This window comes from Variovorax defluvii (assembly GCF_039541515.1).
Lineage (GTDB): Bacteria > Pseudomonadota > Gammaproteobacteria > Burkholderiales > Burkholderiaceae_C > Variovorax > Variovorax defluvii.
In genome coordinates this window covers 222825-237022 of sequence record NZ_BAABGJ010000027.1, presented here as the reverse complement: position 1 = coordinate 237022, position 14198 = coordinate 222825, and the positions used below count along the sequence as shown (strand labels likewise).

The following is a 14198-nucleotide window of genomic DNA, read 5'->3' as shown; positions in this document are numbered from 1 at the left end:
CACGCCTACTTGTTGGTGGCCGTGGCCGCCGGTCCCTCCTGCTTGGCCGAAGCGGCGCGCGGCATCCGGATGTGCGCGGCGAGGCCGCGGCCGGGGGTGCTGGTGAGGGCGAAGGTCCCGCCCATGCGCTCGATGTTCTTGGTCACGATCGACAGGCCCAGCCCGGCACCGGCCGCCGAAGTGCGCGCCGTGTCGCCGCGGAAGAAGGGCTTGCTGAGCTGGGACAGCAGGGCGGGTGCGACGCCGGCGCCGTGGTCGCGCACCTTGATCAGCACGGCGTCGTTGTGGGCCTGCGCCTGGATCGTGATGTCGGCCACGCCGGTGGAAGGCGTCTTGCCGTAGCGCCGCGCGTTCTCGACCAGGTTCGAGATGACGCGCTGCAGCTCCACCTCGTCGGCCATCACCCGCAGGTCGGCCGGCACGTCGACCGTGATCTTGATGTCCTCGTGGTCCTGCACCGCGTAGACGCAGGCATCGACCACGTCGCGCAGCAGCACCGGCTTGAACTCGACATGGTCGGGCCGCGCGTAGTCGAGGAACTTGTCGATGATGGCGTCGAGCTGGGCGATGTCGGCCGCCATGTGCTCGCGCGCGTCCTCGTCGGTCACGCTCATCTCGGTTTCCAGTCGCAGGCGCGCCAGCGGGGTGCGCAGATCGTGCGAGATGCCGGCCAGCATCACGGCGCGGTCCTGTTCGATCTTGGCCAACTGGTCGGCCATGCGGTTGAAACCGACATTCACCGCGCGGATCTCGTTGGTGCGGGCGCGTTCGTCCAGCCGGTGGGCCTCGTACTCACCTTCGCGCACCTGCATGGTGGCGCGCGACAGTTGCTTGAGCGGCAGGTTGATCAGCCGCGTGATCAGCGCCGCGCCTGCCAGCGACAGCGCCATGGTCGTCATCAGCCACACCAGCCAGGTGCGGCTGCCCAGGCGGGTGAAGCGGGTCGGGTCCAGCAGCAGCCAGTAGGCATCGCTCTCGATGGTGAAGCCGATCCACAGACCGGGCTCGTCGTTCACCCGGCTCGCGACCGTCGTGCCTTCGCCGAGCCGGTTGATCAGCTCCTCGGTCACGCGCTGGTCCAGGGCGCCGGTGGTGTAGGGCGTGAAGCGATCGTTGGGCTCGCGCGGGAGAATGCGCACGCCTTCCTGGTCGGCCAGGGTCTTGATCAGCGACACCCGCGTGATCGCGTCGGAATAGACCAGCGCCGCGCGCGTGAGGTTGACGAGCGAGGCGATCTGGTGCGCGGTCTGGATGGCGCGTGGTTCGTACTCGAGCGCGCGGAAGGTCTGCAGCCAGGCGACCGTGCAGCCGATCAGCAGGAGCACCAGCAGGAAGAAGGTGCGCCAGAACAGGCTCAGCCCGAGCTGCAGCCGCGGCTTGCGCTTCGGCTGGCCGAGGCTCTCCAGCGGGCTCGGCAAGGTGACTTGCGGGCCTTCTTCGCCGAAGGGCGTGGGCGATGTGGTCTTGGGGCCGAGGGTTGCGGCCACGGAAACTCGGCGCCTCAGGTCGTGCCGTCCGGCACGAACACGTAGCCGACGCCCCAGACCGTCTGGATGTAGCGCGGCTGCGCAGCGTCGGATTCGACCAGCTTGCGCAGGCGCGAGATCTGCACGTCCAGGCTGCGGTCGAAGGGCTCGAATTCGCGCCCGCGCGCCAACTGGGCGAGCTTTTCGCGCGACAGCGGCTGGCGCGGGTGCCGCACCAGGGCCTTCAGCATCGCGAACTCGCCGGTGGTCAGGGACAGCTCTTCGCCGTCCTTCTTCAGGGTGCGCGATCCCAGGTCGAAGCTGAAGGGGCCGAAGTTGACGGTCTCGTTGTCGGTGGAGGGCGCTCCCGGCGCTTCCAGCGGCGGGCGGCGCCGGAGGACGGCGTGCACCCGGGCCAGCAACTCGCGCGGGTTGAAGGGCTTGCCCAGGTAGTCGTCGGCGCCGACCTCCAGGCCGACGATACGGTCCACGTCTTCCCCCTTGGCGGTCAGCATGATGATGGGCGTGCGGTCGTTGGCGGCACGAAGGCGCCGGCAGACCGAGAGGCCGTCCTCGCCGGGCATCATCAAATCCAGGACGATGAGGTCGACCGTGTCGCGCAGCAGGATGCGGTTGAGCGCCTTGCCGTCTTCCGCCACGATGACCTCGAAGCCTTCCTGCGTCAGGTAGCGACGCAGCAGGTCGCGGATGCGTGCGTCGTCGTCGACGATCACGATCTTGTCCGTGCGAGCAGGTGATTGATTCATTTCTACAACGCTGAATTTGTAACAGTGCCGATTTTGAGGCGGATATGCGGCCACTGAGGACTCTTTTTGTAATGCTTTGACACTAAGTTACAAAACTTGCGGCCGCTAGCCCTCTTGACACTTGCCACATATTCAGCAGTGGCACAGTCGTCCGAAGCCTGCCAATTCCTGTTCATGAAAACCGCATTTCTCCGTTCCGCCCTCATGCTGCTGTGCTGCTCCCTGTCCGCGCAGGCAGAACCGTGGGGCTTCATCCGCGTCGGAGACCAGCGGCGCGGCGAAGTACGCGCCGAGGCCCGCGTAGCGGTCGATGCCCATCGGGCGGCGAAGCGGGAAGAAGTCCAGCGGGTCGAAGCCTTCGCGGGTCGACGGCTGACGCCGGCCGAACTCGCCGAACTGCGCCAGCAGGTGCGGGAGCAATGGGTGCCGCGGCAGGACCCGCGGCAGGAACTGATCCGCTCGGCAGAATCTCAGCCGGCCGAGCGCATGATGCCGGTGCCCGGCAGCCTGCTGACGCCGGCCATCAGCCCGCGGCCGTGAGCGTGGGCCCGGGAAGGGCCTGCCCTCTCTTTTCATTCATCGGGAAAGAACCAACTTGAAAAAAATCGAGAAGATCGCGGCGTGCGCCGCATGGATGTTTGTGATGGGCGCCGGCCCTGCGATGGCCCAGACCATGCCCTGGACGCCCCCTCAGAACGTGCTGCAGCTGTCGGCCAACGGCACGGTGGAGGTGCAGCAGGACCTGCTGTCCATGACACTCAGCACCACGCGCGATGCGGCGGACGCGGCCACGGTTCAGACCCAGTTGAAGACCGCGCTGGACTCGGCGCTGGCGGAGGCGAAGAAGAATGCCCAGCCGGGGCTGCTCGACGTCCACACCGGCAACTTCAGCCTCGTGCCGCGCTACACGCGCGACGGCAAGATCACCGGCTGGTCGGGCACGGCCGAACTGGTGCTCGAAGGCAAGGACTTTCCGCGCATCACGCAGACGGCCGGCCGCATCTCCACGCTCACCGTGGGCGGCATCGGCTTCGGTCTGAGCCGTGAGCAGCGCGCCAAGGTCGAGACCGAGGCGCAGACCATCGCGATCGAAAACTTCAAGCAGAAGGCGGCCGAACTCGCCAAGGGCTTCGGCTTCGGCGGCTACACCTTGCGCGAGGTGTCGGTCAACGCCAATCAGAGCGGGCCGATCCGGCCCCGCATGATGGCCGCGGAGGCCGCCTCGTCGAAGATGGCCTTCGACTCGGCGGTGCCGGTCGAGGCCGGCAAGACCAGTGTCGTGGTCAATGTCTCGGGCTCGGTGCAGCTGAAGTAGGCCGACGTCGCCCCTGCCGGGGCGTCTTACTGCGCGGTCCAGCCGCCGTCGACCTGCCATGCCACGCCGCGCACCTGGTCCGCCGCGGGCGTGCACAGGAAGACGGCGAGCCCGCCCAGCTGCTCGACCGTGGTGAACTGCAGCGACGGCTGCTTTTCTCCCAGCAGATCCTTCTGGGCCTGCGCGACGGATATGCCTTCGCGCGCAGAGCGGTCGTCGATCTGCTTCTGGACCAGCGGCGTCAGCACCCAGCCGGGGCAGATCGCATTGCACGTCACGCCGGTGGTGGCGGTTTCCAGCGCCACCGCCTTCGTGAGCCCGACGATGCCGTGCTTGGCCGCCACGTAGGCCGACTTCTGCGCCGAGGCCACGAGCCCATGGGCCGAGGCAATGTTGATGACGCGTCCCCAGTTGGCTTCGCGCATTGCCGGTATCGCCAGGCGGGTGGTGTGGAAGGCGCTGCTGAGGTTGATCGCGATCACCGCGTCCCAGCGTTCGACGGGGAAGTCCTCGATCATGGCGACGTGCTGGATGCCGGCGTTGTTGACGAGGACGTCGATGCGGCCGAACTTCGATGCGCCGAACTTCATCATGTCCTCGATGTCCGAGGGTTTGCTCATGTCGGCGCCGTGGTACTCGACCCGCACGCCGAGTGCGGCGATCTCGGCCTTCGGCGCCTCGGCGTCGCCGAAGCCGTTGAGCAGGATGTCGGCGCCCTGTTGCGCCAGTGCCTTCGCGATACCGAGGCCGATGCCGCTGGTGGACCCCGTGACAAGCGCGGTTTTGCCTTTGAGCATGATGATCAATCTCCGGATGAATTAGGATGCAACGAACCCATTATCTTCATCGCGTTTTGCTCCGTTTCATGATCGAGCCCGTCGTCCGTCACGCCGCCCGGGAGGGAGCGATCGAATGAAGCGCGATCAACCCGGCCTCTCGATGACCGGCGCTTCCGTGGTCGACTATCCGCTGTCCGCCGCGACCGCCGAGCGCACGCCCGTGCAGGCGAACATGCTCGCCCGAGCCCGTGCCTTTGCGGAGCCGCTGATCGCCGACGAGACGCTGGACACTGGCGAGAACACGCTGGCCCATGCCGATGCGGTGGCTGCCATCGTGGCTGCGATGGGCGGGTCGGAAGCGATGCAGGCGGCCAGCTACCTGGTCTACTCCTGCCAGCACCTGAACCGGCCGCAGGAGGTGATCGCCAAGGTTTTCGGCGACAACTTCGCCGCGCTGGCGGTGGAGACGACCAAGCTCGTGCATGTGCAGAAGCAGGCGCGCTCGGCCACGGCCAGCGCGCACCTGGCCGACGGTGCCAGCTCGCAAACCGAGAACGTGCGCAAGATGCTGCTGGCCTTCTCGCGCGACCTGCGCGTCGTGATGCTGCGGCTCGCTTCGCGGCTCCAGACCTTGCGCTATGCCGCGGCGAGCAAGCAGCCGGTGCCCGAGGGCGTCGCGCGCGAATCGCTGCAGGTGTTCGCGCCGCTGGCGAACCGCCTCGGCATCTGGCAGGTCAAGTGGGAGATCGAGGACCTGTCCTTTCGCTTCCTGGAGCCTGAAACCTACAAGCTGATCGCGCGCCTCCTCGACGAAAAGCGCATCGAGCGCGAGGGCTACGTGAACAAGTTGCGCGCGCGCCTGGAGCGCGAACTGGCCGCGGAGGGGGTCAAGGCCACCGTGCAGGGGCGCCCCAAGAACATCTACAGCATCGTCAAGAAGATGCGCGGCAAGTCGCTGGACTTCGCGCAGGTCTTCGACATCCTGGCGCTGCGCGTCGTGGTGGCGGACGTGAAGGATTGCTACGCCGCCCTGGCCTGGGTGCATTCGCACTTCCAGCCGATCACCGAGGAGTTCGACGACTACATCGCGCGGCCCAAGCCGAACGGCTACCAGTCGCTGCACACGGTCGTGCGCGAGGTGGTCGACGGCCGCGTGGGCAAGCCGATCGAGATCCAGATCCGCACGCAGGAGATGCACGATCATGCCGAGCACGGCGTGGCGGCGCACTGGGCCTACAAGGAAGCGGGCACCAAGGGCTATGCGGGCGTGTGGGCGAGCGGCGAATACGATGCCAAGATCGCCGTGCTGCGGCAACTGTTGGCCTGGGAACGCGACCTGTCCGGCGGCTCGCAGGGGCAGGGCCTGTTCGACGACCGGATCTACGTGCTGACCCCGGATGCGGCCATCGTCGAGTTGCCGCAGGGCGCCACGGCGGTCGACTTCGCCTACTCGGTGCACACCAGCCTCGGACACCGTTGCCGCGGTGCGCGCGTCGACGGCGCCATGGTGCCCTTGAACACGCCGCTGCAGAACGGGCAGACGGTCGAGATCATCGCTGCCAAGGAAGGCGGCCCCTCGCGTGACTGGCTCAACGCGGAACTGGGCTATTTGGTCAGCCACCGGGCGCGCGCCAAGGTGCGCGCCTGGTTCAACGCTCAGATCACGCACGAGACCGTCGCGCGCGGACGCGAGCTGGTCGAGAAGGTGCTGCAGCGCGAGGGCAAGACCGCAGTGAAGCTCGACGACCTCGCGTCGCAACTGGGCTTCAAGTCGGCCGATCAACTCTTCGAGGTGGTGGGCAAGGACGAGTTCTCGCTGCGCAACATCGAGATGCTGCTGCGTCCGCCGCCGGAGCCGGTGCAGGCACCGGAAGACGGGTTGGTCATCAAGAAGGCGAGGGCGGGCGCCAGCACCGGCAAGGGCGGCGTGCTGGTGGTCGGCGTCTCCTCGCTGATGACCCAGCTGGCCAAGTGTTGCAAGCCGGCGCCGCCCGACCCGATCCGGGGCTTCGTGACGCGCGGCCACGGCGTCAGCATCCACCGCGCCAACTGCACCAGCTTCCGCATGATGGCGGCCCGCGATGCCGAGCGCGTGATCGATGTGGAGTGGGGACAGCCGCGTGCGGGCGCCGAAGCGCCGGTGTACGCGGTGGACGTCGCCGTCGAGGCGGCGGATCGTCAGGGCCTGTTGCGCGACATCTCCGACGTGTTCGCTCGCGAGAAGATGAACGTGATCGGCGTGCAGACGCAGTCGGTCAAGGGTACCGCCTGGATGACATTCACCGTCGAGACCGGCAATGCAGCACGGCTCGCGCAGGTGCTGGGTGTGGTGGCGGCGGTGCCGGGCGTGCGTTCGGCACGGCGGCGCTGAAAAGTGCCTCTCGCTGCCTGCTATACTCTCGCTTCTCGAACGAACTCAGGCGCGTAGCTCAGCTGGTTAGAGCACCACCTTGACATGGTGGGGGTCGTTGGTTCGAGTCCAATCGCGCCTACCAATCTTTCTTGCCCGAAGCGAAGCAGCCGGAACCAGCGGCTGCCCTCCGCGACGGTGCTGTCCCCCTCTCTTCCTCCACTTGGCCTAGCGCCTTCGTCGACTGGCGAATCCGTGGGCAGTTGTGGTACCTTGACTTCATCGGCACATCACGCGATTCGGGAGAAACAATGGCCACGCCAGAGACTGAGACAGGTCCGGCACTCGAGGAACTTCGCCTGGCAGCGCTGCTGCGCCAGGCACCGCTGGAGTTCGCGCGCGTGGTCTATGGTCTCAATGACCGGGCCAACGGTCGCGCCGGCACCATGGCCGCCGAGGACGTGGCGCGAACGGTGCGGCAGGGCTCTCCTGTCACGCGTGAACGTGCAGAGCAGCGGGCGCGTGGCTACCTGCCGGTGGCGGGCCACGAGCATTGCCCGCGTTGCTGGGTTTTCAACGGCATCAAGAGCCCGCTGCATTTCCGCGAAATGACCGAAGAGCGCCCCGAGTCGGCGGTCTGCAAAGTGTGTGGCGCCGAGTACGCCACGACGCTCGATTGACGGCTCGGCCCGGTCAGGGTAAACCTTGGCGCGGTGCAGCAAACCCGCTCCCTAGAATGGTTTGCGCTTCCACGCGCCAAACCACAAGGAGTCCGTAGTGCAGAGCAAGAAGTCCGCTGGCGACATGCCGGCGCAGCGGGTCATCAAGAAATATCCGAACCGCAGGCTCTACGACACCGAAACCTCCGCCTACATCACGCTCGCCGAGGTCCGGCAACTGGTGATGGACAAGTCGCCATTCGTGGTGCGCGACGCCAAGACCGGAGACGACCTGACGCGCAGCATCCTGCTGCAGATCATCCTCGAAGAGGAGGCCGGCGGCGCGCCGATGTTCACCGAGCCGGTGCTGGCGAACATCATCCGCTTCTATGGCCACGCGATGCAGAGTTACATGGGCCCTTACCTGGAAAAGAACATCCAGGCCATGGCCGAGGTGCAGGCGCAACTGGCCGAGAAGGCGCAGGCCCTCACGCCCGAGATGTGGTCGCGTTTCATGTCCCTGCAGTCGCCGGTGCTTCAAGGACTGATGGGCAACTACGTCGAGCAATCCAAAAATGTCTTTCTGCAGATGCAGGAGCAGATGCAGAAGAACACCGAGCAGGTGCTGGGTGCTTTCGGCATCAAGCGCCCCCCGGGCGGGCAGGCCGACCGTTAGCGGGGACAATAGGGGGCTATGAGCGAATTAGCTTCCCCTGAACCCACGACCCTGTCGGGCCCCGCGCCCAAGGTGGGCTTTGTCAGCCTGGGCTGCCCCAAGGCATTGACCGATTCCGAATTGATCCTGACCCAGTTGAGCGCGGAGGGCTACCAGACCTCGAAGACTTTCGAAGGCGCCGACCTGGTGATCGTCAACACCTGCGGCTTCATCGACGACGCCGTCAAGGAGAGTCTGGACACCATCGGCGAGGCGCTGGCCGAGAACGGCCGCGTCATCGTGACCGGCTGCCTGGGCGCCAAGACCGGCGAGGCCGGCGGCAATCTGGTGCAGCAGATGCATCCGAGCGTCCTGGCCGTCACCGGTCCGCATGCCACGCAGGAGGTGATGGACGCCGTCCACGCCAACTTGCCCAAGCCGCACGATCCATTCATCGACCTGGTGCCGCAGGCCTTCGGTGTCGCCGGGCTCAAGCTGACCCCGCGGCACTACGCCTATCTCAAGATCAGCGAGGGCTGCAATCACCGCTGCACCTTCTGCATCATCCCCTCGATGCGCGGCGACCTGGTGTCGCGGCCCGTGGGCGACGTGCTGAAGGAAGCCAGGGCGCTCTTCGAAGGCGGGGTCAAGGAACTGTTGGTGATCAGCCAGGACACCTCGGCCTTTGGTGTCGACGTGAAGTACCGCACCGGCTTCTGGGACGGCAAGCCGGTCAAGACGCGCATGCTGGAGCTGGTGCGCACATTGGGCGAACTGGCCGAGCCCTATGGGGCGTGGGTCCGCCTGCACTATGTTTATCCCTACCCGAGCGTGGACGAGGTGGTCCCGCTGATGGCAAGCGGCCAGGTGCTGCCTTACCTCGACGTGCCGCTGCAGCACAGCCATCCGGACGTGCTGCGGCGCATGAAGCGTCCGGCCAGCGGCGAGAAGAACCTGGAGCGCATCGCGCGCTGGCGCGAGATCTGCCCTGAGTTGGTGATCCGCAGCACCTTCATCGCTGGCTTCCCCGGCGAGACGGAGACCGAGTTCGAGCACTTGCTGGACTTCATCCGCGAGGCCGAGATCGATCGGGCCGGCTGCTTCGCCTATAGCCCGGTCCAGGGTGCGGCGGCGAACGAATTGCCGGGCATGCTGCCGGAGGCCGAGCGCGAGGCGCGGCGTGCACGTTTCATGGAAGTGGCCGAAGCGGTGTCCATCGCCAGGCTGCGGCGGCGCATCGGCGCCACCATGCAGGTGCTGGTCGATTCGGCCCCGGGCCTGGGCCGCAAGGGCGGCGTCGGGCGGACGTACGCCGATGCACCCGAGATCGACGGCACGGTGCGCCTGCTGCCGCCGGAGAAGATCAGCAAGACGCTGAAGGTCGGGGAGTTCACGCGTGCGCGCATCGTCGGTGCCGAGGGGCACGACCTGGTCGCGCTACCCATCTGATGCGGATCGTCGCAGGCAAGAAAAAAGCCACCGGAGACCGGTGGCTTGAATCAAAAACCCTGGAGAAGGGTTGTCTAAACTTGGTGCCCAGAAGAGGACTCGAACCTCCACGATGTTACTCGCTAGTACCTGAAACTAGTGCGTCTACCAATTCCGCCATCTGGGCCCACTTGCTGCTTGGGGTCTGACCCTTCGCAACAGGTTTTGAATTTCAGGAAAGAAAGAGAGTATATATCAAAAATATGAGCCACTCCGGCGGACTGCTGGACGAAGTTGAAGGCACGGTGCAAGGTCATCGCGATGGGCACGGTTTTGTTCAGCGTGACGACGGCGAAGCCGACATCTATCTGCCCCCTAACGAAATGCGCGCGGTGCTGCACAAAGACCGCGTCAAGGCGCGCGTCGTGCGCCTGGACCGGCGCGGCCGTCCCGAGGGCCGCGTGGTCGAGATCATCGAGCGGCCCGAGCAGCCGATCATCGGCCGCCTGTTGCACGAGGGCGGCATCTGGCTGGTCGCGCCGGAGGACAAGCGCTACGGTCAGGACGTGATGATTCCCAAGGGCGCGACGGGCACGGCCAAGGTCGGCCAGGTGGTCGTCGTGCAACTGACAGAGCCGCCCGCGCTTTTCGGCCAGCCTGTCGGGCGTGTGAAGGAGGTGCTGGGCGAGATCGACGACCCGGGCATGGAGATCGAGATCGCGGTGCGCAAGTACGGGGTGCCGCACGAGTTTTCCGAAGCTTGCATGGCCGAGGCGAAGGCCTTGCCCGACAAGGTGCGGCCTGTCGACAAGAAGGGCCGCGTCGACCTTACGGACGTTCCGCTGGTCACCATCGACGGCGAGGATGCGCGCGACTTCGACGATGCCGTCTATTGCGAGCCGGCCAAGGTCGGCCGCGGCAAGGGCTGGCGACTGCTGGTCGCGATCGCCGACGTGAGTGCCTATGTGCATACCGGATCGGCCATCGACATCGACGCCTACGACCGCGCGACCAGCGTCTACTTTCCGCGCCGCGTGATCCCCATGCTGCCGGAAAAGCTGTCGAACGGCCTGTGCTCGCTCAACCCGGAGGTGGAGCGCCTGTGCATGGTGTGCGACATGCTGGTGGCGGCCGACGGCGAGATCTACGCCTACCAGTTCTACCCGGCGGTGATGTACAGCCATGCCCGCTTTACCTACACCGAGGTGGCGGCGATCCTGGCCAACACGCGTGGCCCGGAAGCGGCCAAGCGCAAGGAGCGCGTGAAGGATCTTCTGAACCTGCACGATGTCTATCGCGCACTCCTGCAGCAGCGCGGCAAGCGTGGCGCGGTGGACTTCGAGACCACCGAGACCCAGATCATTTGCGACGAAGCCGGGCGCATCGAGAAAATCGTGCCGCGCGTGCGCAACGAGGCGCACCGCCTGATCGAGGAGGCCATGCTCGCGGCCAACGTCTGCAGCGCGGACTTCATCGCCGAGGGCAAGCACCCCGGACTCTTCCGTGTTCACGAAGGGCCGACCCCCGAAAAGAAAGAGGTCCTGCGGGGCTATCTCAAAGCCATGGGCGTGGGCTTGTCGATCACGGACGATCCCCGGCCCGGCGAGTTCCAGGCGATCGCCGAGGCGACCAAGGAGCGGCCCGATGCGCAGCAGATCCACACCATGCTGCTGCGCTCGATGCAGCAGGCGATCTACACGCCGATCAACAGCGGGCATTTCGGACTGGCCTACGAGGCGTACACCCATTTCACCAGTCCGATCCGACGTTACCCGGACTTGCTGGTGCACCGTGTCATCAAGGCCATCCTGAGCCGCACCAAGTACCAGTTGCCGATGCTGCCGACCCCGGGCGAGGCCCACGCCAAGCTTGCCAAGCGCCTGGCCTCGCGCGTGAAGTCGCCCACCGCCAAGCCGCAGAAGGCGACCGTGGCGCCGAGCAAGGAGGTGCTGGCCTGGGAGGCGGCCGGCCTGCATTGCAGCGCCAACGAACGCCGCGCCGACGAGGCCAGCCGCGATGTGGAGGCCTGGCTCAAGTGCAAGTACATGCGCGAGCACCTGGGCGAGGAATACGGCGGCGTGGTCACGGCCGCGACCACCTTCGGCATCTTCGTCACGCTCGACGCGATGTACGTGGAGGGGCTGGTGCACATCACCGAGCTCGGGGGCGAGTACTTCAAGTTCGACGAGCAGCGGCAGGAACTGCGCGGCGAGCGCACCGGCATCCGCTACGCGATCGGCACCCGCGTGAGGGTGCAGGTCAGCCGCGTCGACCTCGACGGCCGGAAGATCGACTTCCGTCTGGTTCGCGAAGGCGAGGAGCTGGCCGCGCGCGCCATGAAGGACAAGGGCGTGGCCACTGCCGGCGTGCCGACCAAGGCGTCGACCAAGCGCAGCGCGCGCAAGAAGCCCGAAGCGGTTGCCGCGGTGGAGCGCGCGCCGGGGGGCGCGCCCCAGTCCGCGATGCAGGCGTTCCGCTCCGCCGTCAAGAAGGCTGCCAGCAAGATGAAAGGGCGCAAGACGCGTCGCTAAGAATGAAGGAGAAAAAGGAATGAGCACAGACAAGAAGAGTCGCATCGCGATCGTGACGGGCGCCGGCACCGGCATCGGCCGCGCCGCCGCGCTGGCCCTGCTGGGCGACGGCTGGAGCGTGGTGCTTGCCGGTCGCCGGCTGGAGCCCTTGGCGCAGGTGGCCGACGAGTCCGGAGCAGGCGCACGCGCATTCGCCGTGCCGACCGACGTGGCGAATCCTGAATCGGTCCGGGCCCTGTTCGCAGCGGCGGTGGAGCGCTTCGGCCGGGTCGATCTGCTGTTCAACAATGCCGGCGTCGGCAACCCGCCCGGGCCCTTCGAGGAATGGACGCCCGAGCAATGGCGCGGGGTCGTCGACATCAACCTCAACGGGATGTTCTATTGCATCCAGCAGGCCTTCCGCACGATGCAGGCGCAGACGCCACGCGGCGGCCGCATCATCAACAACGGATCGATCTCCGCCAGCGCGCCGCGACCCAATTCGATGGCCTACACGGCGACCAAGCATGCAGTGAAGGGGCTGACCAAGACAGCCTCGCTCGACGGCCGCAAGCACGATATCGCTGTCGGCCAGATCGACGTGGGCAACGCGCTGACCGAACTGGCCGCGCGCATGACCAAGGGCGTGCCCCAGGCCAACGGTGAGATCGCGGTCGAAGCCGTGATGGACGTGTCCATCGTCGGCCAGTCGGTGCTCTACATGGCGAACCTGCCGCTGGAGGCCAATGTTCTGTTCCACACGGTGATGGCGACGAAGATGCCCTTCGTCGGGCGCGGCTAGGCGGCTTCAGCACCTTGCCAAGGCGCCGGCGGTGAGCGGCCGGTGCGCCGGCCAGCGCTCGGCGCGCTCGCCATGGGTCCACACGGCTTGCCAAGCGGCTGTCATCGGCTCGTGTCCGGCCGCGAGCGCCGCGCCGATCATGCCGGCCAGCACGTCGCCTGTGCCGGCAGTGGCGAGGCGGGCGTTGCCGGTCGGATTGATCCATGGCGTCTGGTTCGGTGCGGCGACGATGGTGCCCGAGCCCTTGAGCACGACGGTGGCGCCGAAACGTTGCGCGAGTTCGGTCGCGGCGCGCAGCCGATCGGCCTGCACCTCGGCCGTGCCGGTGCCCAGCAGGCGCGCGGCTTCCAGCGGGTGCGGCGTCAGCACCGTGGGCCGGCCGGCGCGGCCGGCCAGTTGGCGTTGGAGGGCCTCGTCGGCGGCAACGGCATTGAGCGCGTCGGCGTCGAGCACCAGCGCCCGCGAGCCGCCGAGGACCTGGGGCAGCAGGTCGCGGATGGCCTCGCCGCCGCCGCAACCGCAGACCACTGTCAGATCCTCCAACGGCAGCGCTGCGGGCCGCCGGAACATCAGCTCGGGCTGCGTGGGTGCCAGCGCAGGCAGGGCCGCATCGAGAGGCGCCAGGTACACCCGGCCTGCGCCGCCATGGAGCGCGGCCGTGGCCGCCAGCAACGCGGCTCCGGCCATCCCGGGCGCCCCGCCGACCACGGCCACGTCGCCATAGCTGCCCTTGTGGGTGGCATGGCGCCGGTTCATCGGGACCGGTGCGCCGGGCAGGCGAGCGGTGAGAGGCACATCGCCTGGCGAAGCCGCCAGATCATCGAACCAGAGTTCGCCGGCGGCGTCGCGCCCTTGTCCGGTGAAGAGGCCCGGCTTGAGTGTCAGCAGGCTCAGGCAAAGGCGGCGGGCGTCCTGCGTGCGGTGGGCCGCGGGCGCCAGGAAGTTCAGCGACAGGGCGCCGGTGTCGGCATTCAAACCGGACGGAAGGTCGATGCTCAAGACCGGCGCGGGGCCCGCGTGCATGCGCCGCAGCCAATCGGCCATGAGCCCTCCAGGGGCGCGGGCGGCGCCGAGGCCGAGCAGGGCATCGAGCACCAGATCGGCGTGCGCCGGCGGCGCATCGGCGAAACGCACGCCGGCATCCCGCGCCCGTTGCAGCGACGCGCGTGCATCGGGCGGCAGGCGAGTATCGTCTCCGATTCGCGTAACGACCGGCGCAAAGCCGCGGCCTTGGAGCTGAGCGGCTGCCTCCAAGCCGTCGCCGCCGTTGTTGCCGGGCCCGCAGGCGATCCAGATCGTGCGGGCGTTCGGGGCCACAGCCATCGCCAGGCGGGCCACCGCCAGGCCGGCGCGCTGCATCAGCGCGTGGGGCGGCAGGGTGGCCGCGGCGGCCTGTTCGATCCGTCGCGATGCGTCCGTGCCGAATAGCGGGGCGGCAGTGGCCGCGGTAATGCGTTGCATGCGGGC

At 67.2% G+C, this 14198-nt stretch carries 12 protein-coding genes and 2 tRNA genes; 9 read left to right on the top strand and 5 right to left on the bottom strand.

Annotation, left to right across the window (positions count from 1 at the left end):
- Nucleotides 1–5: 5 nt before the first annotated feature.
- Nucleotides 6–1418, bottom strand: coding sequence for a sensor histidine kinase (locus ABEA07_RS14925; protein WP_345538815.1), 1413 nt, complete (start codon nt 1416–1418; stop codon nt 6–8).
- Between the two features lie 83 nt (nt 1419–1501).
- Nucleotides 1502–2233 (bottom strand): osmolarity response regulator transcription factor OmpR, encoded by a 732-nt coding sequence (ompR, locus tag ABEA07_RS14920; RefSeq protein WP_076997046.1) that lies wholly within the window; start codon nt 2231–2233, stop codon nt 1502–1504.
- A gap of 174 nt (nt 2234–2407) precedes the next feature.
- Here ompR and ABEA07_RS14915 point away from each other — a divergent pair, with 174 nt between their 5' ends.
- Entirely contained in the window at nt 2408–2773 is a 366-nt protein-coding gene (locus tag ABEA07_RS14915; RefSeq protein ID WP_345538781.1) for a hypothetical protein, read from the top strand.
- Nucleotides 2774–2876: 103 nt separating this feature from the next.
- Nucleotides 2877–3548 (top strand): SIMPL domain-containing protein, encoded by a 672-nt coding sequence (locus ABEA07_RS14910; protein WP_345538780.1) that lies wholly within the window; start codon nt 2877–2879, stop codon nt 3546–3548.
- Between the two features lie 26 nt (nt 3549–3574).
- On the opposite strand, the gene ABEA07_RS14905 is transcribed toward ABEA07_RS14910, so the two are convergent.
- Nucleotides 3575–4345, bottom strand: coding sequence for a 3-hydroxybutyrate dehydrogenase (locus tag ABEA07_RS14905; protein WP_345538779.1), 771 nt, complete (start codon nt 4343–4345; stop codon nt 3575–3577).
- 115 nt (nt 4346–4460) lie between these two features.
- On the opposite strand from ABEA07_RS14905, the gene ABEA07_RS14900 reads away from it, so the two are divergent.
- The 5 genes from ABEA07_RS14900 to rimO all read left to right on the top strand — a co-directional run bounded on the left by ABEA07_RS14900 (nt 4461) and on the right by rimO (nt 9440).
- Nucleotides 4461–6698, top strand: a complete 2238-nt coding sequence (locus tag ABEA07_RS14900; RefSeq protein ID WP_345538778.1) for a RelA/SpoT family protein — start codon at nt 4461–4463, stop codon at nt 6696–6698.
- 47 nt (nt 6699–6745) lie between these two features.
- A tRNA-Val gene (locus tag ABEA07_RS14895) sits at nt 6746–6822 on the top strand.
- Between the two features lie 166 nt (nt 6823–6988).
- Complete coding sequence (locus ABEA07_RS14890; RefSeq protein WP_345538777.1) at nt 6989–7357, top strand: hypothetical protein; 369 nt, start codon at nt 6989–6991, stop codon at nt 7355–7357.
- Nucleotides 7358–7481: 124 nt separating this feature from the next.
- Nucleotides 7482–8012, top strand: a complete 531-nt coding sequence (phaR, locus tag ABEA07_RS14885) for a polyhydroxyalkanoate synthesis repressor PhaR (protein WP_345538813.1) — start codon at nt 7482–7484, stop codon at nt 8010–8012.
- 18 nt (nt 8013–8030) lie between these two features.
- Entirely contained in the window at nt 8031–9440 is a 1410-nt protein-coding gene (gene rimO, locus ABEA07_RS14880) for a 30S ribosomal protein S12 methylthiotransferase RimO (RefSeq protein WP_345538776.1), read from the top strand.
- An 81-nt stretch (nt 9441–9521) separates the two neighbouring features.
- Here rimO and ABEA07_RS14875 read toward each other — a convergent pair.
- A tRNA-Leu gene (locus tag ABEA07_RS14875) sits at nt 9522–9606 on the bottom strand.
- Nucleotides 9607–9682: 76 nt separating this feature from the next.
- On the opposite strand from ABEA07_RS14875, the gene rnr reads away from it, so the two are divergent.
- Nucleotides 9683–11950 carry a ribonuclease R gene (gene rnr, locus ABEA07_RS14870; protein ID WP_345538775.1) on the top strand — a complete coding sequence of 756 codons (2268 nt, stop codon included), beginning with the start codon at nt 9683–9685 and terminating at the stop codon, nt 11948–11950.
- 19 nt (nt 11951–11969) lie between these two features.
- Nucleotides 11970–12731: an SDR family oxidoreductase gene (locus tag ABEA07_RS14865; RefSeq protein ID WP_345538774.1), complete on the top strand. Its 762-nt coding sequence runs from the start codon at nt 11970–11972 to the stop codon at nt 12729–12731.
- 6 nt (nt 12732–12737) lie between these two features.
- On the opposite strand, the gene ABEA07_RS14860 is transcribed toward ABEA07_RS14865, so the two are convergent.
- On the bottom strand, nt 12738–14192 hold the full coding sequence (locus ABEA07_RS14860) for an NAD(P)H-hydrate dehydratase (RefSeq protein WP_345538773.1): 1455 nt from the start codon (nt 14190–14192) through the stop codon (nt 12738–12740).
- Nucleotides 14193–14198 lie beyond the last annotated feature (6 nt).

Coding starts and splice junctions, on each gene's coding strand:
- ABEA07_RS14890 (WP_345538777.1), top strand. CDS start 6,989: ATGGCCACGCCAGAGACTGAGACAGGTCCGGCACTCGAGGAACTTCGC.
- ompR (WP_076997046.1), bottom strand. CDS start 2,233: ATGAATCAATCACCTGCTCGCACGGACAAGATCGTGATCGTCGACGAC.
- ABEA07_RS14900 (WP_345538778.1), top strand. CDS start 4,461: ATGAAGCGCGATCAACCCGGCCTCTCGATGACCGGCGCTTCCGTGGTC.
- phaR (WP_345538813.1), top strand. CDS start 7,482: ATGCCGGCGCAGCGGGTCATCAAGAAATATCCGAACCGCAGGCTCTAC.
- ABEA07_RS14905 (WP_345538779.1), bottom strand. CDS start 4,345: ATGCTCAAAGGCAAAACCGCGCTTGTCACGGGGTCCACCAGCGGCATC.
- rimO (WP_345538776.1), top strand. CDS start 8,031: ATGAGCGAATTAGCTTCCCCTGAACCCACGACCCTGTCGGGCCCCGCG.
- ABEA07_RS14910 (WP_345538780.1), top strand. CDS start 2,877: ATGGGCGCCGGCCCTGCGATGGCCCAGACCATGCCCTGGACGCCCCCT.
- ABEA07_RS14865 (WP_345538774.1), top strand. CDS start 11,970: ATGAGCACAGACAAGAAGAGTCGCATCGCGATCGTGACGGGCGCCGGC.
- ABEA07_RS14915 (WP_345538781.1), top strand. CDS start 2,408: ATGAAAACCGCATTTCTCCGTTCCGCCCTCATGCTGCTGTGCTGCTCC.
- rnr (WP_345538775.1), top strand. CDS start 9,683: ATGAGCCACTCCGGCGGACTGCTGGACGAAGTTGAAGGCACGGTGCAA.
- ABEA07_RS14860 (WP_345538773.1), bottom strand. CDS start 14,192: ATGCAACGCATTACCGCGGCCACTGCCGCCCCGCTATTCGGCACGGAC.